18 protein-coding genes are annotated in these 22,235 nt (G+C 70.3%); 10 read left to right on the top strand and 8 right to left on the bottom strand.

Annotation, left to right across the window (positions count from 1 at the left end):
* Nucleotides 1-215: 215 nt before the first annotated feature.
* The 4 genes from ACIQCY_RS13610 to ACIQCY_RS13595 form a co-directional block, all read right to left on the bottom strand.
* Nucleotides 216-686, bottom strand: a complete 471-nt coding sequence (locus ACIQCY_RS13610; protein WP_400484428.1) for a DUF4192 family protein — start codon at nucleotides 684-686, stop codon at nucleotides 216-218.
* A gap of 10 nt (nucleotides 687-696) precedes the next feature.
* Nucleotides 697-1,536: a hypothetical protein gene (locus tag ACIQCY_RS13605; RefSeq protein WP_400484478.1), complete on the bottom strand. Its 840-nt coding sequence runs from the start codon at nucleotides 1,534-1,536 to the stop codon at nucleotides 697-699.
* 223 nt (nucleotides 1,537-1,759) lie between these two features.
* The gene (locus ACIQCY_RS13600) at nucleotides 1,760-3,088 is read right to left on the bottom strand and encodes a nitrate/nitrite transporter (RefSeq protein ID WP_400484427.1); all 1,329 of its coding nucleotides are present in this window, start codon (nucleotides 3,086-3,088) and stop codon (nucleotides 1,760-1,762) included.
* Between the two features lie 98 nt (nucleotides 3,089-3,186).
* Nucleotides 3,187-4,056 (bottom strand): universal stress protein, encoded by an 870-nt coding sequence (locus ACIQCY_RS13595; RefSeq protein WP_400484426.1) that lies wholly within the window; start codon nucleotides 4,054-4,056, stop codon nucleotides 3,187-3,189.
* 220 nt (nucleotides 4,057-4,276) lie between these two features.
* Here ACIQCY_RS13595 and ACIQCY_RS13590 point away from each other — a divergent pair, with 220 nt between their 5' ends.
* Nucleotides 4,277-4,792 (top strand): hemerythrin domain-containing protein, encoded by a 516-nt coding sequence (locus ACIQCY_RS13590; protein WP_400484425.1) that lies wholly within the window; start codon nucleotides 4,277-4,279, stop codon nucleotides 4,790-4,792.
* Nucleotides 4,793-4,848: 56 nt separating this feature from the next.
* Here ACIQCY_RS13590 and ACIQCY_RS13585 read toward each other — a convergent pair whose 3' ends face one another.
* A complete protein-coding gene (locus ACIQCY_RS13585; RefSeq protein ID WP_400484424.1) occupies nucleotides 4,849-5,904 on the bottom strand; it encodes a proteasome assembly chaperone family protein in 1,056 nt (351 codons plus the stop codon).
* Nucleotides 5,905-6,118: 214 nt separating this feature from the next.
* On the opposite strand from ACIQCY_RS13585, the gene ACIQCY_RS13580 reads away from it, so the two are divergent.
* The 4 genes from ACIQCY_RS13580 (at nucleotide 6,119) to ACIQCY_RS13565 (ending at nucleotide 11,939) form a co-directional block, all read left to right on the top strand.
* Nucleotides 6,119-7,666 (top strand): leucyl aminopeptidase, encoded by a 1,548-nt coding sequence (locus tag ACIQCY_RS13580; RefSeq protein ID WP_400484423.1) that lies wholly within the window; start codon nucleotides 6,119-6,121, stop codon nucleotides 7,664-7,666.
* A gap of 265 nt (nucleotides 7,667-7,931) precedes the next feature.
* Entirely contained in the window at nucleotides 7,932-9,314 is a 1,383-nt protein-coding gene (lpdA, locus tag ACIQCY_RS13575) for a dihydrolipoyl dehydrogenase (RefSeq protein WP_400484422.1), read from the top strand.
* Between the two features lie 145 nt (nucleotides 9,315-9,459).
* Entirely contained in the window at nucleotides 9,460-11,298 is a 1,839-nt protein-coding gene (gene sucB / locus ACIQCY_RS13570) for a 2-oxoglutarate dehydrogenase, E2 component, dihydrolipoamide succinyltransferase (protein ID WP_400484421.1), read from the top strand.
* Nucleotides 11,299-11,507: 209 nt separating this feature from the next.
* Entirely contained in the window at nucleotides 11,508-11,939 is a 432-nt protein-coding gene (locus ACIQCY_RS13565) for an OsmC family protein (protein WP_400484420.1), read from the top strand.
* 94 nt (nucleotides 11,940-12,033) lie between these two features.
* Here the strand turns inward: ACIQCY_RS13565 and ACIQCY_RS13560 are convergent, their stop codons facing one another.
* Complete coding sequence (locus tag ACIQCY_RS13560; RefSeq protein WP_400484419.1) at nucleotides 12,034-15,432, bottom strand: S41 family peptidase; 3,399 nt, start codon at nucleotides 15,430-15,432, stop codon at nucleotides 12,034-12,036.
* 162 nt (nucleotides 15,433-15,594) lie between these two features.
* On the opposite strand from ACIQCY_RS13560, the gene ACIQCY_RS13555 reads away from it, so the two are divergent.
* Nucleotides 15,595-16,512, top strand: coding sequence for a TIGR01777 family oxidoreductase (locus ACIQCY_RS13555; protein WP_400484418.1), 918 nt, complete (start codon nucleotides 15,595-15,597; stop codon nucleotides 16,510-16,512).
* A 10-nt stretch (nucleotides 16,513-16,522) separates the two neighbouring features.
* On the opposite strand, the gene ACIQCY_RS13550 is transcribed toward ACIQCY_RS13555, so the two are convergent.
* A complete protein-coding gene (locus tag ACIQCY_RS13550) occupies nucleotides 16,523-18,499 on the bottom strand; it encodes a serine/threonine-protein kinase (protein ID WP_400484417.1) in 1,977 nt (658 codons plus the stop codon).
* 139 nt (nucleotides 18,500-18,638) lie between these two features.
* Between ACIQCY_RS13550 and ACIQCY_RS13545 the strand changes: the two genes are divergently transcribed.
* The 4 genes from ACIQCY_RS13545 (at nucleotide 18,639) to ACIQCY_RS13530 (ending at nucleotide 21,634) form a co-directional block, all read left to right on the top strand.
* Nucleotides 18,639-19,022 carry a hypothetical protein gene (locus ACIQCY_RS13545; protein ID WP_400484416.1) on the top strand — a complete coding sequence of 128 codons (384 nt, stop codon included), beginning with the start codon at nucleotides 18,639-18,641 and terminating at the stop codon, nucleotides 19,020-19,022.
* Nucleotides 19,023-19,067: 45 nt separating this feature from the next.
* Nucleotides 19,068-19,802 (top strand): lipoyl(octanoyl) transferase LipB, encoded by a 735-nt coding sequence (gene lipB / locus ACIQCY_RS13540; protein ID WP_400484415.1) that lies wholly within the window; start codon nucleotides 19,068-19,070, stop codon nucleotides 19,800-19,802.
* A complete protein-coding gene (lipA, locus tag ACIQCY_RS13535; RefSeq protein WP_400484414.1) occupies nucleotides 19,799-20,800 on the top strand; it encodes a lipoyl synthase in 1,002 nt (333 codons plus the stop codon). The genes lipB and lipA overlap by 4 nt, the downstream gene beginning before the upstream one ends.
* An 81-nt stretch (nucleotides 20,801-20,881) precedes the next feature.
* The gene (locus ACIQCY_RS13530) at nucleotides 20,882-21,634 is read left to right on the top strand and encodes a DUF4191 domain-containing protein (protein ID WP_400484413.1); all 753 of its coding nucleotides are present in this window, start codon (nucleotides 20,882-20,884) and stop codon (nucleotides 21,632-21,634) included.
* Between the two features lie 76 nt (nucleotides 21,635-21,710).
* On the opposite strand, the gene ACIQCY_RS13525 is transcribed toward ACIQCY_RS13530, so the two are convergent.
* A complete protein-coding gene (locus tag ACIQCY_RS13525) occupies nucleotides 21,711-22,148 on the bottom strand; it encodes an RDD family protein (RefSeq protein ID WP_400484412.1) in 438 nt (145 codons plus the stop codon).
* Nucleotides 22,149-22,235: the final 87 nt, after the last annotated feature.

Below are 22,235 nucleotides of genomic sequence, written 5' to 3'. Positions count from 1 at the left end.
GTCAAGTCCGCGGTTTTCTCCAGACGGTACCGACGGGGCGGTTCCCTAGGGAACGGTCCTGTCGCCCTCGCTATTCCCCCGGACACCGCCCGTGGGCGGCGGCCGTCGTGGAATACTCGGCGGTGTTCTGGTGCGCGGACCCAACCGGGTCTCAACCTTCATTGTCTCACGATCACTGCCGCGCCGGAAATTATCACCGGGCCGCCCACTGCCGCTCACAGCCCGTCCCGCGACGCCGGCTTCACGCCCGCAGGCCACGGCTGCACGGCGCTCCGGGGTGCGGCCGGCACCCCGGAGGTCCAGGCGGTCGAGCGGCGTCGCGCCCAGGCCGGCAGTCCTCCTCGCCGCAGGAGTTCGTGGAGCAGGCGCGCGAGCCTGTACCCCGGCACCGCCTCCTCCGCAGCAGCCAGGAAGACCGCAGCCCGTGAACCTCGTCCACGCGCGTACTCGAACCAAGCGGACATGGTCAGCGCCGCGGCGCGCGACTCGCCGTCGGACACCGCGGCGATCCGCGCGAGGATGACGGTCATCGCATCGACGCGGTGCCACGCGATGTCCCCCGTGTAGCGCCCGGCGAGGACGTCGGCGTACAGCAGTGCCGCGTCCTCGTGCGGCCTTCCCTCCAGGGAGGGCCGCGTCCCTGCTTCGGTCACAGCCTCCGATGCGGCCGGGCCGCCATGCGCCACCCGGACACGGCTACGCAGGCCGCCTGCGGTGCGGACCTCGGGCAGCACCCACGCCGTGGAGCCACCCGGGCTGCCGGCGGCTCCGACGGCGGCCGGATCGGGTTCGAGCAGGCCGCAGCGTGCGGCGCCGTCGAGGGCCGCGACCGAACCCAGGCAGGCGCTCGCGAGGAGGAAGTCCCGGACGGTCCGCGATTCGATGCTCGCCAGCAGGAAGCCCGCCACCTCCGGTTCGACCTCGACGCCGAAGCCCTCCGGCTGCAGCAGGACGGCGTCCCACAGGGCAGACGTGGCACGGAACTGGGGTACCGCCGTCCACTGGCCGGAGCAGCAGGCAGCGTAGTGCGCCTGCGCGTCCTCGACCGCCCTGAGCGCTTCCGGCGACGCAACGCCTGGCCCTGCGATCGAAGGAGCGGCACGCAGGACCGCCTCCGGAGCCGACACGTCGAAGGCGCTCCCGCCGAAGATCAGCTCGGCATTGAGTGCGCTGTGCACGACGGTGTCGAGGGGGTGCCCCGGCCATGGGCAGCACCCCCCCGTCGCTGCAGAAGTAGTCGCGCCACCCTGAACGCGAGACGAACCATCCGCCGCGGAGGGGAAGGGCCCCAGCGCCGAGGACGGCTTCGACGCATCGCACCAGGGCCGCGCGTGGAGGTGGCGTGAGCGCCTCCCAGTCCTCCTGCGTATAGACGATCACGAGGGCGCCGTCTGCTTCGGAGTCCCCCTGCAGGAACGACATCACCCCTTCGGCGAATGCGAGGGGATCAGCCCCGTGCGCAGGCAGATCCACGCGCAGCGTGGCGCCCAGCCGCTTGCCCGCCATGGTCAGGACGACCAGGCTCTCACCCGGCATGAAGCCGAGGGCGTGCGGCACGTAGGACAGGATGTCGGCCGGCGAGGAGACGGCGAAGGACGGGGATGCGGGGCTGCCCGGCGCGGGGCTCGTGGGAGATGACATGCGGGACAGCCTGCTAGCCCGGGGCCGTGTCCGCTCTGTGCAGGGCGGCTATGTGGACAACGCTGCGGCGCACCGGGCCGCGGCGGTCGACGGAGCCTCCCGCCTCGCCGCCCTGGGGCTACCGCGCGCTCTTCCGTTCACGCCGACGGCGCCGCTCGCGGGCCAGGGCATCGCGCAGGGGCGGCACGACCACGCCCTGCTCGGCCATGCGGCGTCGCACCCTTCGCCGTGCGACGACGACGGCCACCACACCCGTCGCGAGCACCACGAGCTGCACCGCCATCGCGAGGCGGAAGGACGGCAGCGCATACAGGTCACCGTCCGAGAAACCGCTGCCGAGGAGGACATCGAGGACGACGCCGATGACGAACATCGACAGCAGGGACGCCATGAATCCGCCGATGTTCACGATGCCCGTCGCCGTTCCCATCCGGGCGGCGGGGTTGAAGGTGCGGGCGAAATCGAAGGCGATCATCGAACCGGGCCCGCCGACGGCCAGCGCCATGACCAGCAGGGTCAGCAGCGGCAGGGGCGCGGGCCCCGGGTACAGCAGCACGGACAGCCATGCTCCGGCCATGAGTGCGGCGATCGCGAGCACCATCGTCGATCGCCGGAGCGGGTGGCGCCCGACATAGCGGCCGAGGAGCGGTCCGCAGGCGATGCCCACCGCGACGAACAGCGTCATGAGGGCCGAGGCCGCACCCTCGCCGACCTTCTCGGCGCGGACCAGGTAGGGGTATCCCCACATCAGCACGAAGACCGTTCCCGGGAACTGGATGGTGAAGTGCGACCACAGGCCGAGGCGCGTGCCCGGCTGTCTCCACGCCTCCGCGAGGGAGACTCCCGTCTGCCGGAGGGTCTGGGCCGTACGCTCGCCGCCCGCCTGGGGCGAGTCGCGGATGGCGACCACCGAGAGCACGACGGCGAGAACCGAGAGGGCCGCGGCCGAGAGGAACGCCGGTTGCCACCCGAAGGTCGCCAGCAGTGCGACGAACGGGACGACCGACACCACCTGGCCGAGTTGTCCGATGATGCCGGTCCACTGGGTGAGGACCGGGATCCGCCGCGGCTCGAACCACGCGGGCAGCAGCCTCAGCACGCTGATGAAGGTCGTGGCGTCCCCGGCTCCCACGAACAGCCGACCGACGATGCCCGCACCGACGGAGTCCGCGAAGGCCAGCTGCGCCTGCCCGAGCGCCATCAGGACCCCGCCGGTCACGATGAGCGCCCGGGGGCCCCACCGGTCCACGAGGACTCCGACGGGCACCTGCAGACCCGCGTACACGAGCAGCTGCACCACGGTGAAGACCGACAGCTGGGACGCGGAGGCGCCGAAGCGGTCCGTCGCCTCGAGTCCGGCCACCCCGAAGGTGGTGCGCTGGGTGACTGCGACGAGGTAGGCCGCTACACCTGCTGCCCAGACCAGGAGCGCCCTCGAAGAATTCACGTCCCCATTATCGCGCGGCGCACGGAACGCCCCGTTCCCACCCCCTGTGCACGGCGGGCCCGGCGAAGGGAGCCCACGGGAGCTCCCTTCTTCTGCGGCTATTCCTGATGCTTCACGGCATGCACGCGGGTCACGATCGTGGGGCACGGCACCCGCTGCAGAACCGCATGCGCGGTGGAACCCAGCAGGAGCCTGCTGAAGCCTCCGCGACCACGGCTGCCGAGGACCAGCAGCCGGGCATGCGCAGCAGCTGCCACCAGCGCCCTCGCCGGGTCCTCGTTCCTTTCGAACCGCTGATGCACTGCGAGGTCCGGATACATGTCGGTCAGGCCCGCGACCGACTCCGCCAGGACGATCCTGTCCTCTTCCTCGATCGACTCGGCCAGTCCCCTCCCGGGCATCCCGCGCTGAGCCCACCAGGACGGGCGCCGGAATGCCAGCACGGCAGTGAGCCCGTCCCCCTCGCGGTCGGCTTCCGCCGCCGCCAGCGCCACCGCCTGAAGCGATTCCTCGGAGCCGTCCACCCCGACCACCACTCCGGTGCCCGCCGGTCCCTGGCCCTCGGGAATGACGACCACCGGATTGTCCGATGCAGCGACCACCTGCAGCGCCCGATCCGTCATGGGTCCTCCATCAGCCCAGGTGCGGGTGTGCGATCCGACGACCACCATCGAGGCGTCCCGGGAGAGCTCCTTCAGCACGAAGGCCGGGCTCCCTTCCCCCAGCCTGATCCGGACGTCGACGTCGGGCTCCTTCTTGGCGGCATCCTCCTGGACCTGCCGCAACAGCTGCATACCGGATTCCCTGATCACGTCCTGGTAGGCGAAGTCCGGCGAGATCCACCGGTCATCGAGCGCATGCACGGCTACGACGGGAAACTTGTTCCGGGCAGCGCGCTGGAGCGCCCACAGCATAGCTGCCTCACTGCCGCCCGACCCGTTGACTCCGACCACGATTGGCTTGTTCATCTGGCACCTGCTCTTCCGGGCACGATCGCGGGAACCGGCATCCAACCGTGCCGACGCGCTCAGTGTGATCCTCCGCCGGTACGGCTGTTAGGGCCATTGGCCCTGAAGGGGCCGAAAGACCCGGTGCGGGCCGGTGGTCCCGGCCTACGATGGACAGCAGACGTCACATCGCCGGCCGGCCGGTTCCTCCGGGCAGCAGGCACTGTCGCAGGGAGAGGCCATGAGCCGGCGCAAGGACGCGGGAGCCGAAACAGCGGCGATGCGGGCTGTCGAGGAACATCATGCCGCCATGCTGGAAGAGCTCAGCGGGCTGGCGGCCTCGCTGGTGGAGTCCGTCGGAGCCAGGGATTCCGCGGCCGAGGAGAGGGCCCGGAGCGCCCTGCTGGGATGGTGTGCCGGCGAACTCGTCCCCCATGCGCTGGCGGAGGAGGGTCCGCTGTACAGCGGGCCGGGCTCGGATCCCGAGGCACGACTCCTGGTGGACGGCATGCTGAGCGAGCACAAGGTCATCGTGGCACTCGTCGAGGAGCTGCGCCGTTCACGCGGTGTTCCTGCCGCCGTGGCCGGCGACGCGATCCGGCGCATCTTCGCCCTGCATCTCGACAAGGAGAACCGCCTCCTGATGCCGTTCATCGTGCAGTCCCCCACCATGGTGCTGGCTGACGCGGTTTCCGGGCTTCACGAGCTGGTCGGGGAACACGGCCACGACCACCGTGACGCCCCTTCCACGGGATGAGGTTCCTCCGCGTCACCAGCGATCTCCCGGCGTGACCGGCGTCCTGCCCGGGACGACTACGCCAGGGAGCGCGGCTCCGGGCCGGACGGGCCGTCGTCGTCGTGTCCCTCGGGCGCCGTGGGCTCCTCGCGGTCGCCGCGGCTGCCGTAGTCGATCGGGGTCGTGCCGAGGAACTCGGTATCCCACAGGAGGGTGGACTCCTCCTCCGCCTGAGGGCTCGCGAGGTAGGCCTCGACGGCGGCACCGAGCTCGTCCGCACTGGCGAGCTCGCTGTTCTCCTTGACCAGCAGCGACCGGCGGGCCGCGCCATCGGCGTATTCGTCGTACCGCTTCTCCAGCGATGCGACCACGGACTGCACCTCCGCCGAGTTGCCGACCTGCCGGGCGATCTGCCGCTCGACGTCGCGCCCCGTCTCACGCAGCCGATCGGTCGGCAGCACGAGCCGCGCGGTGGCGCCCAGGTACTCGAGTCCGGCCACGGCGGCGGGCGGGTACTCGGCCTCGGAGAGGTAGTGCGGCACGTGGATCACGTGCCCGACGACGTCGTGCCCCGCCTCGATCAGGCGCAGTTCCAGGACATGGCCGATGGAGGCCTGGATCTCGGCGGTGGGACGCCAGGCGTTCATGCCGTCGATGATGTCCGACCGGTTGCCGTGCAGCGTCACGCCGATGGGGCGCGTGTGCGGGACCGGCATCGGGATCGCGTGGACCCAGGAGACGAGGGACACCTCCAGGTCCTCGACGAGTCCGACGACGGCACTCGCGAACCGCTCCCACTGCAGGTCCGGTTCGGCGCCGGTGAGGAGCAGGAACGGCTCGCCCAGGCCGTCGTGCAGGCGGTGCAGCTCGAGCCGGTGCGGCTGGTAGTCCGTCAGGTGGTCCTCGACGAAGGTGATCTTGGGGCGGCGCCCCCGGTAGTCCATGAGCTGGTCGGCGTCGAACTCGGCGACCGTCTCGTGCTCGAGGACCTCGAGGAGTTCCTCGCTGACCTGCGAGACGACCTGGCCCGCGTCCATGAAGCCGGTCAGGCTCACCAGCAGTGGCAGCCCCCTGCTCCCGGGGTCGTCGAAGACGTCGGCGTCGGTGTTGTACAGGGTTCGTGGATCCAGCATGGTTCTCTCCTGGCGGTCGGGTCCTGCCTGTTCCAACACCGGCTGCATCGGCTTCATTCCGGAGCCGTGGTGCCGCGAACAGCGGGAGACGCGCCACGGTGGGCGACGGGCCAGAGACTACGATCGTCAGGACGGTTCCCGGACCACCAGATACCGGAGACCGTGAGTGTTGCTGCATCTGGACAACCCATCCGGACACGAGGAGACAGATTCCGTGATCAAGACGACCGAACTACACCTGACCGCTTCCGCGAAGGACCTCAGGAAGATTCCGAGCGACGCGCTCGTGATCGGGGTCGCCAAGGGGGCGGACGGACCGGTCCTGCTCGACAGCCCGCTGCCCGCGAAGGCCGCGCGCGCCCTCGGCGACTCCCTCCAGGTGCTCGGCATCAGCGGTGCCGCAGACGAGGTGCGCCGCCTCCCCGGCCTGCCCGAGACCGGCGCGGACTCCCTCGTACTCTCCGGCATCGGGCCCGTCGCGCCCGACTCCGTGCTCGCCCCGGAGACCCTGCGTCGCGCCGCAGGTGCGGCCGTCCGCCAGCTGACCGGCCTCGACACCGTGGTCCTCGCCTTCCCCGCGGACACCGTCGCCGCCGCCACCGCCGTCGCCGAGGGCGCCGCCTTCGGCGCGTACAGCTACGAGGGCCACAAGTCCGGCATGAAGCCGGACGGCACGGTCGCTCCCGCGAAGGACAGGGACGCGGTCCGCAACGTCGTCGTCCACACCTCCGCCGCCGACGACGCCGACCTCGCCCCGGCGTTCCGACGCGCCATCATCCTCGGCAAGAACGTCAATGCCACCCGCTCCCTCGTGAACCAGCCCCCCAGCCACCTCTACCCCGAGACGTTCGCGCAGGCCGCGAAGGACCTCTCGCGCGGGCTTCCGGTCAAGATCACCGTCATGGACGAGAAGCGCCTCGAGCGGGACGGCTACGGAGGCATCCTCGGGGTCGGGAAGGGCTCCTCACGGCCGCCCCGCATGGTCAAGGTCGAGTACTCCCCCGCCCGGTCCGCCGTCCACCTCGCCCTCGTGGGCAAGGGCATCACGTTCGACTCCGGCGGACTCTCGCTCAAGCCGGCCGCCGGCATGCAGACCATGAAGCTGGACATGGCCGGCGCCGCCGTCGTCCTCACCACCCTGCTCGCGGTCGCCGAACTGGGCCTCCCCGCCAAGGTCACGGCATGGCTCTGCCTCGCCGAGAACATGCCGTCCGGTACCGCCCAGCGCCCCGAGGACGTCCTCTCGATCTACGGCGGACGCACGGTCGAGGTCCTCAACACCGACGCCGAGGGCCGCCTCGTGATGGCCGACGGCCTCGCCGCCGCGAGCGAGGAATCGCCCGATGCGATCATCGACATCGCGACGCTCACGGGCGCCCAGATGATCGCCCTCGGCACGCGCGTCTCGGGTGTCATGGGCGACGACGGCGTGCGCGACGCCGTGAAGGCCGCAGCCGACCGCGCGGGTGAGCAGTTCTGGCCCATGCCCCTGCCCGAGGAACTCCGCCCGAGCCTCGACTCGCAGGTCGCCGACATCGCCAACATCGGCGAGCGTCACGGCGGCATGATGACCGCCGCCGTCTTCCTCCGGGAATTCGTCGGCCAGGTCGACGGGGAGAAGATCCCGTGGGCGCACCTCGACATCGCCGGGCCCGCCTTCAATGAAGGCGCCCCCTACGGCTACACCCCGAAGGCCGGAACCGGTGTCGGCGTCCGCACCCTGCTGGCCTACGTCGAGGACGTCCTCGCACGCACCGCCTAGCAGCGAGGGGGGCGCCGTGCCGGTGACGGCACGGCGCCCCCTGGCCCCCGTCCCCGGCCGGTATGCACCAGCACGTGACGCTGCGCACATCGGGGCCCTCCGGCGGATGCGACATGCACTTCAAGTGGATGCCGGCTTGTTCTGGGGATAGGGTGAAAAACGAGAGCAGATCGAGCACGTGCATCCTGCACCGCGACCGCATCAGCAAGAGATTTATCAACCGACGCGCCCTGCGCGTCAACAGACCACGCGAGGGAGCGTTCAAGTGGCCGGATCGGCAACTGCGCAAGAATTCGACATCCTGGTACTCGGTGGAGGCAGCGGCGGTTACGCGGCTGCACTCCGCGCGGTGCAGTTGGGCTTCACCGTGGGCCTCATCGAGAAGGGCAAGCTGGGCGGCACCTGCCTCCACAACGGCTGCATCCCCACCAAGGCCCTCCTGCACTCGGCCGAGATCGCCGACGGCGCCCGCGACGCGGAGAAGTACGGGGTGAAGGCCACCTTCGAGTCGATCGACATGAACGCGGTCAACGCGTACAAGGACGGCATCATCGCGGGCAAGTACCGCGGCCTGCAGGGCCTCATCAAGTCCAAGGGCATCACCGTCATCGAGGGCGCGGGCAAGCTCGCGTCACAGAACACCATCGACGTCGACGGCACCACCTACACCGGCAAGCACATCATCCTCGCCACCGGTTCCTTCTCCCGCAGCCTTCCCGGCCTGGAGATCGGCGGCAAGGTCATCACCTCGGACCAGGCCCTGAAGATGGACTTCGTGCCGAAGACCGCCATCATCCTCGGCGGCGGCGTCATCGGCTGCGAGTTCGCGTCCGTGTGGAAGTCCTTCGGCGTGGACGTCACCATCATCGAGGCGCTCCCCTCGCTCGTCCCCAACGAGGACGCCTCGATCGTCAAGAACTTCGAGCGGGCGTTCAAGAAGCGCGGCATCAAGTTCAACACCGGCACGCGCTTCAAGTCCGTCGAGCAGAACGACGACGGCGTCGTCGTCTCCCTCGAGGACGGCAAGACCTTCGAAGCGGACCTCATGCTGGTCGCCGTCGGCCGTGGGCCCGTGACGCAGAACCTCGGGTACGAGGAGGCCGGGCTCACGATGGACCGCGGATTCGTCATCACCGACGAGCGTCTCCACACCGGTGTCGGCAACATCTACGCGATCGGGGACATCGTCCCCGGCCTGCAGCTGGCCCACCGCGGCTTCCAGCAGGGCATCTTCGTGGCGGAGGAGATCGGCGGCCTGAAGCCCGTCGTCGTCGCCGACCTCAACATCCCCAAGGTCACCTACAGCGATCCCGAGATCGCCTCGGTCGGCTACACCGAGAAGGCCGCACGCGAGAAGTTCGGTGACGACCGGGTCGAGACGCACGAGTACAACCTCGCCGGCAACGGCAAGAGCTCGATCATCGGCACCGGCGGCATCGTCAAGCTCGTCCGGGAGAAGGACGGCCCGATCGTCGGCGTGCACATGCTCGGTTCGCGCATGGGCGAGCAGATCGGCGAGGCCCAGCTGATCGTCAACTGGGAGGCGTACCCCGAGGACGTCGCCCCGCTGATCCACGCGCACCCCACGCAGAACGAGGCCCTCGGCGAGGCCCACCTCGCCCTCGCCGGCAAGCCGCTGCACGGCTGAGAGGCACAGCACCATCCGGCTTGGTCCACGCCCCGAGGGCGTGGACTAAGCTCGGAAGCAGGAATTTCAAGCACGTCCAGCTGAACGGGCCCCGCTCGTCGACCAGCTGCCAAGGAACGATCTACAAAGGAGAAACGGGCGCATTATGTCTGAATCCGTGAACTTGCCCGCTCTCGGTGAAAGCGTCACCGAAGGCACTGTCACCCGCTGGCTCAAGCAGGTCGGTGACCGCGTCGAGGTCGACGAGCCCCTTCTCGAGGTCTCCACCGACAAGGTCGACACCGAGATCCCCTCGCCGATCGCCGGCGTGATCGAGGAGATCCTCGTCGCCGAGGACGAGACCGCCGAGGTCGGCGCGCCGCTCGTGCGCATCGGTGACGGCTCCGGCAGCAGTGATTCGGGCAGCGGCGACTCAGGCAGCGCGGCCCCCGCCGCGGAGGAGGCCCCGGCCGAGCCCGAGCAGCCCGCCGCCGAGCCTGCGGCAGCCCAGGAGGCCCCCCAGACGGACGACGCTCCCGCGGACGGCGATTCGGCCGAAGGCACCGAGGTCACCCTCCCCGCCCTGGGTGAGAGCGTCACCGAAGGCACCGTGACGCGCTGGCTCAAGGCCGTCGGCGACGACGTCGAGGTCGACGAGCCCCTGCTCGAGGTCTCCACCGACAAGGTCGACACCGAGATCCCCTCGCCCGTCGCCGGCAAGCTGCAGGAGATCCGCGTCAACGAGGACGAGACCGCCGAGGTCGGCGCCGTGCTCGCCGTCATCGGATCCGGCGCCTCAGCACCGAAGAAGGTCGAAGCCGCATCCGGAGAGCCGCTCGTGGCCGCACCGTCAGAGGAGCGCAACGACGCCCCCACCGAGAAGCCCGGCGCCGGCCAGGAGGCAGGACGTGCCTCCGGTACGTCCGAGCCCGACGACGACGCCAGCGGAGCCCCCGCGGCGAAGTCCGCCGCGGCCGAGGCGGAGCCCGCCGCAGCCGAGGAGAAGCCTGCCGCGTCGGACGAATCCACGGGGTCCGACGCCTCCGCCTACGTGACCCCCCTTGTACGCCGCCTCGCCAACCAGAACGGCGTCGACCTCTCCGCGGTCAAGGGCACCGGCGTCGGTGGTCGCATCCGGAAGCAGGACGTCCTGGAGGCGGCCGAGGCCCAGAAGGCCCAGAGCGCCCCGCAGGCCGAGCCCGCAGCAGCCCCGCAGGCTTCACCAGCGGCTGCCGCACCGGCAGCGCCGTCCAGGCCGGCGGCTCCCGCCGTCGAGCCCTCGAAGCTCCGCGGGACCGTCGAGAAGGCTCCCCGTATCCGGCAGACCATCGCCAAGCGCATGCGCGAGTCGCTCGAGGTCTCCGCCCAGCTGACCCAGGTGATCGAGGTCGACATGACCCGCGTCGCCAAGCTGCGTGCGGCCTCGAAGGACACCTTCCTGGCGCAGAACGGGGCGAAGCTCACCTTCCTCCCCTTCATCTCCAAGGCCGTCACCGAGGCACTCAAGCACCACCCGAAGCTGAACGCCTCCTTCGACGAGGAGAAGAAGGAAGTCACGTACCACGACGCCGAGCACCTCGCGATCGCGGTCGACACCGAGAAGGGCCTCCTGGTCCCCGTGATCAAGGACGCCGGCAACCTCAACCTCGGGGGACTCGCCAAGAAGATCGCGGATGTCGGGTCGCGGACCCGCAACGGGCAGATCGGTCCGGACGAGCTCTCCGGAGGCACCTTCACGATCACGAACATCGGGTCGGCGGGCGCGCTCTTCGACACCCCGATCATCAACCAGCCGCAGGTCGGCATCCTCGGGACGGGCATCATCGTCAAGCGTCCCGTGGTCGTCACGGTCGATGGTGACGACACGATCGCCATCCGTTCGATGATGTACCTCAGCCTGACGTACGACCACCGCCTGGTGGACGGGGCGGATGCGGGCCGCTTCCTGCAGACGCTCAAGGCACGCCTCGAAGGCGGCGCCTTCGAGGCCGACCTCGGCCTGTAGGGCCATGGGCTGATCCAGGCCGGACAGGAGCCGCTTCCCGGAAGGGAGGCGGCTTCTGTCGTCCTCGCCACGCACGACCTACCCTTACCCCTGATGGGGCGCACCTGGCGAGCACGGTCCGTGCCGATGGAACTCCGTACCGCCGCTCCCTAGGATGGGAGTGAAGTACCGGATGCGATCTCCGCGTCCGTCAGACAGCAAGGAGAACCATGGCTACCGTTCGCACAGCCCACACCGTCTGGAGTGGAGACCTCCCCACGGGCTCGGGTCAGGTCACGCTCGACTCATCCGGCCTCGGCACGTACGATGTCACCTGGCGGGCCCGCGCCGAGCAGTCCGAGGGCAAGACGAGCCCCGAGGAGCTCATCGCCGCCGCGCACTCCGCATGCTTCTCGATGGCCTTCAGCCATGCCCTGGGCGAGGAGGGCAAGGTCCCCGAGCGCGTCGAAACCAAGGCGGAGGTGGACTTCCAGCCGGGTACCGGCATCACGGCCATCCGCCTCACGCTCGATGCGACCGTGCCCGGCCTGTCGGAGGAGGACTTCCAGCGCGTGGCGCAGGCTGCGAAGGAGGGCTGCCCCGTGTCGCAGGCCCTCGCCGCCGTCAAGGACATCACCCTGACGGCGACGCTGCAGGGCTGAGCACTCCCGTATCGAGCGGAAGGACCCCGGGCGCCGCCCGGGGTCCTTCTGCGTCCGCGCTCTCCCGCGCTCTTCGGCGGCCGTTCCGCCGGGGTCAGCCCCGGAGGTCCTGGGGGCGCGGGGGCAGCGGGGCCGGCCTGCGGGACGGGTAGCCCTCCTTCGCCGGAGGAACGTCGGTGGGGATCTCGGCGAGCATCTCGCGCAGCACATCGACGCCGTGCTCGAGCTGCGGGTCCTCGCCCGCGGCGTAGGCGTGCGGTGGGAACGGCACCTCGATATCCGGGTCCACGCCATGGTTCTCGATGGCCCACCCCACTCCGCCGGTGACGTGGAACCCGTACCGCGGCTGGTTGACGCCGGTCCCGTCCGCGAGCTTGAACCTGCCGTCGATGCCGATCACGCCACCCCAGGTCCTCGTGCCGATCACCGGCCCGATCCCGCGGAGCTTAGCCACCTGCGTGATGATGTCGCCGTCGGATCCTGCGAACTCGTCGGTGAGGACGACCACCGGCCCGCGGGGAGCGTGCGCCGGGTAGGTGCCGGCCGCCTCCCCGCGCGGCATGGACCACGCCGTGACCCGGCGCCCGATCAGCTCGGCGACGAGCTGCGAGGTGTGCCCGCCCCTGTTGCGCCGGACGTCGATCACCAGGGCGTCGCGGGCCGTCTCCCGGTCGAGGTCGCGATGCAGCTGACCCCACCCGTTCGCGACCATGTCGGGAATGTGCAGGTAGCCGAAGCGACCGTCGGAAGCGCGCTGGACGGTCGCCCGGTTGGCTGCGACCCAGTTCTGGTAGCGCAGCCGCTCTTCGCTGCGGAGGGGTACGACGGCGACCCGGCGCCGCCCTGGGTCGCTCGCGGCCCCGGACCGGACCGTCAGCTCGACCGTGACGCCCGCGGCCCCCGTCAGCAGTACCGAGGGACCGAATGCCGCCGGCACAGGGACGCCGTCGACCGCCTCGATCACGTCGCCGGCCCGGACCGCCACGCCCGGAGCGCTCAGGGGGGACACGGCCTGCGGGTCCGACGACTCCGTGTCGAAGACCCGCGTGACAGCCCATCCACCCTCCGCGGGTGCGACGTCCGCTCCGAGGAAGCCCTGGTTGCCGCCCGGCTCCGTGATGAGCGGTGGGGCGACGTACGCATGGGAGGTGCCGAGCTCCCCGTGGAGCTCCCACAGGAGGTCCGCGAGGTCGTCCTGGGTGCCGAGGCGGTCGACCAGCGGCAGGTAGCGGGCCCTCACGGCGGCCCAGTCGATCCCCGCCATGTCCTCGGTCCAGAAGAAGTCCCGCTGCAGTCGCCAGGCCTCCTCGAAGGCCTGCCTCCACACACTGACCGGGTCGAGCAGGACCCGGATGCGCCCGAGCGCCACGTCGACGTGCTTGGGCGAGTCGGCATCCGTCCTGCTGTCGGTCGGGATCGCCGTGACCTTGCCCGCGGACGTGAGGACCGCCGTCGAGCCGTCGCTGCTGACCTCGAAGGCGTCCGTGTCCGCTGCCAGGACCTCGACCGTCCTGCGGGCGAGGTCGAAGCGCTCCAGCCGGCGTGCCGGACCGTCCGCCGAGGAGGAGGCGCGTCCGTCGCCCGTGACGCCGCCGATGTCACTGGCTGTCCAGAGCAGTCCGCCGGCCACCGCCCGCAGGTCGTCGTAGGTGCCCTGGGCCACGGGCAGCGGGATGGTGCGCGCCATCAGGAGACCGGGATCGACGACGACGGCCGGGGCTGCTTCCGTGCCGTCCGCTGCCGGATCCGTCGGCCGCCCTTCCTCGGCCTCTTCCTCCCCGAGCGCGACACCCGGGCCGAACGGCGACGGCGTCCCCGCCGCGAGCGCGACGAGGTAGGGCTTCGTCGACGCGGGGAAGCTCAGGTCGAAGCGGTGGGTGTCGTACACCGGGTCGAAGCTGCGGTCCGACAAGAAGGCGAGGTACCGGCCGTCGCGGGTGAAGGTCGGCGACCAGTCGCGGAAGCGCCCATCGGTGACGTCGACGATCCCGCCGCCCGAGGCGGCCACGAGCCGGATCCGGCTGCGGGCGCCTTCCTGGGCCATCGGCTCGGACCAGGCCAGCCACGTGGAATCGTGGGAGAACGTGACGGCCTCGATGACTCCGAGATCGGTCGAGGCGATCCTTCGGCGCGCTCCGCCGTCCAGCGTCACGACCTCCAGCACTCCGGTCTCGGATGCCACGGCTATGCGGGTGCCGTCCGGGCTGACGGCGAGCGCGGAGGCACGGAAACGCCCTCCGAAGGAGATCCGCTGCAGCGCGCCGCCGGCGGTGGACGCCTGGGCGTCGAGCAGCGCCGCCTGGCCATCGGCGTCCGCGTCGCCGCTTCCCGAGGCCCGGCCGGCTGCCCCCTGCCCGGTCTCCGTCCAGGCACGCATCGGCCCCGGAGCCGCGGTGCTCTCCGTCGAGGGCAGGAAGACGTCACGGACGTAGAGTGCCTCCTCGCCGTCGGTGTCTGCGATGTAGGCGACACGGGAGCGACCCACCGGGCGGCCGAGACGAGCACGCACACCCGGCGCGGCCTCGACGACTCGCGACGGACCGTCCTTGTGCGTCAGCCAGTGCAGCGTCCCGTGCGCCTCGACGATCGATGCCGACCCGTCCCGGGTGGGCACGGCGGCACCGAGGTGGCGTTCCACCTTGAGCGGGTACGGCCGCCGCGCGGTGGAGGCGGATCCGAGTGTGATGGACAGCCGGACGGCCTCCCCGTCGAGGGACGGCAGATGCCAGAGTGCACCCGCTGACTCGAAGACGATCCCCGTGCCGTCGGAACTGGCATGGCGTACGTAGAACTCGTCGTGGTCCGTGTGGCGCCGCAGGTCTCCCCCGCGTCCGTCGACCGAGTAGACGTTGCCGTGGCCCTCGTGGTCCGACAGGAACGCAAGGCGGCCGGACACCCACATCGGATCGCTGATGTTGCCGTCCAACTCGGGAAGGAACCGGACGAACTCCCCGCTGCCGGCGGCGTCCATCCAGAGCTTGCCTGCCGTACCGCCGCGGTAGCGCTTCCACCAGGCCGGCTCCCGGGTCAGGACGCTGCCGATGACCACAGGCTTCCCGTCGCCGACGGCCGGCCCCTCGGCGACGACGTCCACCGGCCCGAGCGGCAGGACGGACTGCGCCGAACCGTCGAGCGGCACCCGGTAGGCCCAGCTCAGGCGCGAATCCTCGTGGCGGAAGGCGCTGGTGGCGAGAACCTCCCCCGCCGCGGTGAAGCCCTTCACCCGGGTGCTCTGGTGACCCCAGAAGGTGAGCCGCCGGAAGCTTCCGCCGTCGGTGTCCGCTGCCACGACCTCCGGCGCCCCGCCCTGGACGACGGTCCATGCGATGGTCGAGCCGTCCGGGGAGAACCGGGGATTTCGGGCCGGCAGCTGCAGCGCGGAGATACGCCACGCGCGGCCCCCGTCGAGCGGCGCGATCCACACGTCGTTCTCGGCCACGAACGTGACTCTCGTGCCGTGGACGTGCGGATAACGGAGGTAATCGGAGACCATTGGTCGATCTTAGCCACCGCGTCGGTGTTCCCCGGCCGGCCGCTGCGCACTGTCGCCGACCGCCTTGCGCCGCTGTGGCCTCCAGGCACGACGCATCGGGCCGGAGTCCGCGGCCCAGGGCGCGCGGTACCTTTCGCTCCTGACAAGTGGTTCGATGGGATCATGCGCATCCTCCTCGCCGGCGCGTCCGGGACCATCGGAACAGCCCTCACCCGCCAGCTCGAGAAGAACCACGAGGTGACGCGCCTCGTCCGCAGGTCCCCCAAGGGCCCCGGGGAGATCCGCTGGAATCCCTCCGCGGGTGAACTCGACGTCGCCGCCGTCGAACGGGCCGACGCCGTCATCAACCTCTCCGGCGCCGGTATCGCGGGAGGGCTCTGGACGAGGAGCTACAAGGAGACGCTGTATTCGTCGCGTATCCTGCCGACCAGGACGCTCGTCCAGGCGATGCAGAAGGCGAAGAATCCGCCCGAGGTGTTCATCAGCCAGTCGGCGTCCGGCTACTACGGAGACCGTGGTGACGAGGTCCTGACGGAGCGCTCGGCCTCGGGCGGAACGCTTCTGGCCGACATCTGCCGCCGCTGGGAAGCCGAGGCACTGGCAGCTCCCGGCTCCGTCCGCGTGGTGCTCGCCCGGACCGGGATCGTGATGGCGAAGGGTGGCGGAGCTTTGCCCAACCTCCTGACCCCCATCCGGCTCTTCGCCGGGACGTCGCTCGGTTCGGGCCGTCAATGGTGGCCATGGATCAGCCTCGACGACGAGGTCCGCGCACTCGAGTTCCTCCTCACCGCTCCCCTGTCCGGTCCGGTCAACCTGAGCGCCCCGGCACCGGCGACCCTGGACGAGATCACGCTGCGGCTCGGCAGGGCGTTCCACCGCCCGGTGTGGTTCCGGGTGCCCGCGCCCGTCCTGACGGCCGTCATCGGGCAACTCGGCTTCGAGCTCCTGCTGGTCAGCGCGCGGATGGAACCGCGGGTCCTGACCGCAGCGGGTTTCGCGTTCGACCAGCCCACGCCCGAAGCCCTCGCCCGGTGGGTCCGCAGTACCGTCACCGGCAAGGCTGCCCCGGCCTCCACCTGATCGCCGGGCCTCACGCGGGAGGTGCGACGACGGAGTGGATCCGCCACCCGCCGCCGGCGTCCCAGAGGACGAAGACCAGTTCCTGCTGTCCGGCTGCCATCAGCGGGCCGGGCGGGGCACCCGGCAACGGCGCTTCCGCCGTCGTCCCGGTCTCGGTGTACGAGGAGAGCGCGGCCGTCGCCCTCACCAGTGCGACCTCCGTCGAGGCTGGGGGCGCCGACGCCGCCGTGAGGGCGCCGACGGGCAGGGCCGCGACATCCGCCTCGGCCAGCAGCGACGCGTCCCGGATGGTGATCGACAGGTCGCGAAGGCTCGTACCCGATTCCGCGAGCGCGGCCACGGCGTCCCGGTCGGCGGTCATGGCAGGCGAGTCTTCGACGTCGACCCTTGCGAGGACCGCGGGATCAGCCGCAGCAAAAGCCGACGCGCGGAGCGCTGCCAGCCCGCCGAGGGCGATCACGGGATCAGGTGCCAGGGCGGCCTCGACGGCTGCTTCAGGTACTGCGGCCTCCGCCGGTGGCCGCCGACCGGCCCCCTGTCCTTTTGACTCATCGTCCGCTGCCTGCGGTGCTGCCTGACGAGGCGCGGCCAGGCTGGTCGCCGGACCGGAGGCCTCCTCCCCGGCCGATCTTCCGGCGCCCGCAGCCGGGCCGGGCATGTCCCGGAGCGTGAGCGCGATCCCTGCGACGAGGAGGACGACGGCGGCAAGCCCGGCGGCGACGGCGAACCGCCGCCGCATGACGGGCTCGTCGCGGACATCCTGCCCTCCCCGACGGAACCGGGCGGAACCGGTACCCGGGCGGCCCGACGACGCCCTGCGCCCCGCCGACGGAGGCCGGCGCGCGGCCGCCGTCCTGCCCGGTGCCCGACCTGCCGCACCACGCAGCAGTCGCCGCCGGCGCGGTACGCGTTCGACTGACGGGGTGTCGGTGCGCCGGGTGAGGAGTTCGGGCAGCACGCTGGGATGGACGGCGGGCACCAGGTTCACCGGCTCCGGGGCGGCACTGGACATGAGGATGCGGGCGAAGTGGTCGGCCGTGGGCCGGCGGTCCCGATCGGAGCTCAGTCCGTCCTCGACCAGCTGCATGAGCTGCGGAGGGACGTCGGGGATGATCCGGGCGAGCGGAGGCCTCTGCTCCGTGGGCCCGGGGATGCGTCCCGTGAGTGCGAACCAGGAGACCGCTGCCAGCGAGAACACGTCCGCTCCCGTGTCGAAGGAATCCTTGCGGATCGGGTCGAGGAAACCGGGCGTACCCGTCCGCCTCCCGTGGTCCGATCCGAGGAGCCTGCCGGTACCGAAGTCCCCGAGCAGCGGCTTGCCCTCGTGCGTGAACAGGATGTTTCCCGGCGTGACGTCGCCGTGCAGGGCACCGGCGCCATGGAGATGATGGAGCACCTGCGCGATCGGAACCAGTGCGGTGACGACTTCCGCGATGGGCAGCGGACCGCGACTGGTCACGAGCGCCAGCAGTGAACCCCCCGGAGCGAGATCCATGAGCAGGCCCGGGCCCTGATCGGTCTCCAGGATGCGGTGCACCCCGACGAGGTGGTCGTGGGCGAACCTCTGCAGCAGCCGCAGCTCCGCGGCTACCTCGTCCGCAGCGCCCGCGCCGGATGGTGCTGCCGGATGCAGCTCAGGATGTTCCGGTGGCGCCCCCGGGGAGGCCTCTCCGGGGGCCCTCGCGGCCCGCCTGCCCCGCCTGCCGCCGTCGTCTGCCGGGGTCCGGCCCGCGCTCTCCTCCGGCGGACGACCCTGCGCCACCTTGAGCGCGAACCGCTGGTCGCCGTCGTCCGTCACCAGCCAGACGGAGGAGGAGCCGCCGCGTCCGAGCAGTCGGCCGACCCGCAGACCCGGGACCGTGGGCCGCCCCTCGCCGTCGTCCGGGCGCTCCCGGCCCCGCTCTTGGGACGTCCGTGCAGGCGCGGCAGCGCGCGGAGCGGACCCTGGGTGATGCCCTGCCTGCCCCGGACGCGTTGCTTCGCTCATGTATCTGTTCTAGGCCACCGAGTCGCCGCGTTCTCCGTTATCAACAGGCGCGCTCTACCGGATGACCGCCGACCAGTTGATCCGATAGAACATGTGTTCTATTTTTAACCCCCCACCTCCTTCGCGGAACAGGTATGCCATGACTTCCAGTACGTCCGAATACGTCGGCACCTGGCGGCTGTTCGACGAGGCCGTAGCACTCACGCTCCAGGACATCGACGGCGATGCACAGCCCCTCGACCTGCGCTGGCGAGGGACGCTGTGGCGCGTCATCGGGGAGAGCCGTCACTGGTCCACGTGGCGCGCGCTGCCCGTTCCACCACGAGGAGACGACCTGCAGCGGGCACGCGGCTTCAGGACGGACTTCTGGAGATTCCGGGCACAGGCCGGCCCGGCCTCCCCCGTGCTCCACTTCGAGGTGCGGCGGACCGACAGCGACTGCCGCCTGGTCCGTCTCGGTGCCACCTTCGACGTCCCGGGCAGGACGGCCGCTCACGACCGCACGTCGAGGAACCGGCCCTGATCCCGCCATGAGGAATGTGTCGGCACACGGGATTACGCTTGCATCATGACTCTTGTGCTGTCGCGCGTCGGCCTCGCCCCGGACTACATCGAGTACACGCAGGCGTGGGAGATGCAGAAGGCCCTCCATGCCCAGGTGGTCGGCGGCGCTGCACCCAGCACCGTCCTCCTCCTCGAGCACACACCGGTCTACACCGCCGGCAAGCGCACCGAGGACCACGAACGCCCCTTCGACGGAACCGCCGTGGTCCCGGTCGACCGGGGCGGAAAACTGACCTGGCACGGTCCGGGGCAACTCGTGGGCTACCCGATCCTCGCCCTGCGGGATCCCGCCAGGGTCGCCGAATACGTCCATGTCCTCGAGGAGGTCATCATCTCCTCGCTGCGGCCCTTCGGTATCGAGGGCATCAGGATCGACGGACGCTCCGGCGTGTGGCTGGCAGCGGCGGACGACCGGCCGGCACGGAAGATCGCGGCGATCGGCATCCGGGTCAGGGACCGGGTCACGATGCACGGGTTCGCGGTCAACTGCAGCAACGACCTGGCACCCTTCCAGCAGATCGTTCCCTGCGGGATCAGCGACGCCGGGGTGACGTCCATCTCGGCCGAGTGCGGCCGGACCGTCACGCCCGCCGAGGTCGTTTCGCACATCGAGGCCGAACTGCGCAACAATGAGGCGGTGCTGGTGGGCGGGAACATCGCCGGCGCGCACCCGGACCACCCTGCTGACGCCGCCGTCACCGCCGGTCCCGTTCATGACACAGAAGGAGCTTCACTGTGAGCCTTGCACCCGAGGGCCGCCGCATGCTGCGCATCGAGGCGCGGAACGCCGAGACGCCGGTCGAACGGAAGCCGGAATGGATGAAGGCCAAGGTCAACATCGGGCCGGAATTCGTCTCCATGAAGAACCTCGTCAAGAAGGAGGGATTGCACACGGTCTGCGAAGAGGCCGGCTGCCCCAACATCTTCGAGTGCTGGGAGGACCGCGAAGCAACGTTCCTCATCGGCGGCTCCGAGTGCACCAGGCGCTGCGACTTCTGCCAGATCGACACCGGCAAGCCCCAACCGCTGGACCGGAGCGAACCCTTCAAGGTCGCCCAGTCGGTGCAGTCCATGAACCTGCGCTATGCGACGGTCACCGGCGTGGCCCGGGACGACCTCGCCGACGAGGGCGTCTGGCTCTACGCCGAGACCATCCGGCAGATCCACAGCATGAACCCCGGTACGGGCGTGGAGATCCTCATCCCCGACTTCTCAGGCCGCCCCGAGCACATCGCCGCCATCTGCGACGCCGCCCCGGAGGTCTTCGCCCACAACGTCGAGACGGTGCCCCGCATCTTCAAGCGCATCCGGCCGGCGTTCCGCTACGACCGATCGCTCGACGTCATCACCCAGGGTCGCGACCGCGGGATGGTCACGAAGTCGAACCTCATCCTCGGAATGGGCGAGACCCGCCAGGAGATCTCCGAAGCCCTGCGGGATCTGCACGAGGCCGGATGCGACCTCATCACGATCACCCAGTACCTGCGCCCGAGCGAGCGCCACCTTCCGGTCGATCGCTGGGTGAAGCCCGGGGAGTTCGTGGAACTGAGCGAGGAAGCCGAGGAGATCGGTTTCCTCGGCGTCATGAGCGGGCCTCTCGTGCGCTCCTCCTACCGCGCCGGCCGCCTCTGGGCGCGGGCCATGCGCAAGAAGGGCCTGGAGCTACCCCCGGAACTCGCGCACCTCGACGAATCCGGTTCGGCATCGCAGGAAGCCTCCTCCCTCCTCGCCGGCTGACGCATCCCCTGCCGCCCACGCGCACACTGCCATAGCTGAACCGGCAGCCCCGCCGATCTCATCCCGTAGAATCGAAGCACTATGTCGCACATGATCGATCCTTCCGGCTCACCCACGCCCAAACGCCGTCTCTTCTCGCGCAAGCCGAAAGCCGAGAAGGGGCCGAAGAAGACCGGGCGGATGAAGCAGGTCGTCGAGGTCTTCAAGATGACGCGGCGCAATGATCCCAGTGCCGTCTGGTTCATGCTGCTGGCGTTCGTGGGCATCATCGCGGTGGGCCTGCTGATCGGCCTGCTGATCGACAACGTCATCACCCTGATGATCATCGCCCTCCCGCTCGCGTTCCTCGCGGCGATCTTCATCCTGTCCCGGCGAGCCGAACGTGCGGCGTTCTCCCAGATCGAGGGGAAGCCGGGCGCCGCAGGCGCGGCCCTGAGCGTCCTGCGCCGCGGGTGGATCCTGCAGGAGCAGCCCGTCGCGGTGAACCCACGGACCCAGGACGCGGTGTTCCGCGTGGTGGGACGCCCCGGCGTCATCCTCGTCTCGGAGGGACCCTCCACGCGGGTGAAGCAGCTGGTCGACGGCGAGAAGCGCAAGATGGCCCGCATCATCCCGAACGTGCCGGTGCATGTCATCGAGACGGGCCGGGGCGACCGGCAGGTTCCACTCGCGAAGGTCCCCAAGACCGTGCAGAAGCTGAAGAAGACGCTGACCAAGCAGGAGGTCTACGCGGTCGACAAGCGCCTGACCGCCCTCGGCACGAAGCTTCCCGTCCCGAAGGGCGTCGATCCCTTCAAGGCGCGGCCGGACCGCAAGGCCATGCGCGGACGGTGACCGGCCCCGTTCCCGTCGGCATGCGAAGAGCCCCTCCCGATTCCGGGAGGGGCTCTTCGCATGCCGGGGCTCGGATCTAGATGCGGAAGAGGCCCGTTCCACGGGCCCGGTCGTGGAGTCCGCGCTGGTCGACGTCGATGACGAGCGCAGGGATGACGAGGCACAGGAGCACACTGCGGATGATCGCCGTGAGGTATCCGGCCGGCTTTCCGTCGAGGGTCTGGACCTGCATGCGGAGCAGGCGATGCCCGATGCTGTATCCGAAGAACCCGACGAACAGGATCTGCTCCACGAGGAAGATGGAGAGCGTGGCGAAGCCGTCGTAGCCGAAGAACGCGGCGGAGACCAGCGAGCACAGCACCCAGTCGATCAGGAGCGCGCCGGCCCTGGGACCGAACCGCGCGATCGAGCCGGGGCCGGACTCCGGCCGCCCGAGCCTCTGACCGGGCCACTGCTGGTTGCCCGACGGCGGCGGGCCTTCCATCCACGAACCGATGTCTTCTCTGTTGACCACGTTTCCAGCCTACCCGGCAGCAGGCACCCGCATTATGCCCGGGCACTGCCGGAGGCGCTAGGGTGGGGAGCGCAGTTCACCTCATGT

Origin of the sequence: Arthrobacter sp. NPDC092385, assembly GCF_044755105.1 — a bacterium.
Lineage (GTDB): Bacteria > Actinomycetota > Actinomycetes > Actinomycetales > Micrococcaceae > Arthrobacter_D.
The sequence above is the reverse complement of the archived record's forward strand: the minus strand, read 5'-3'. Positions and strand labels throughout refer to the sequence as shown.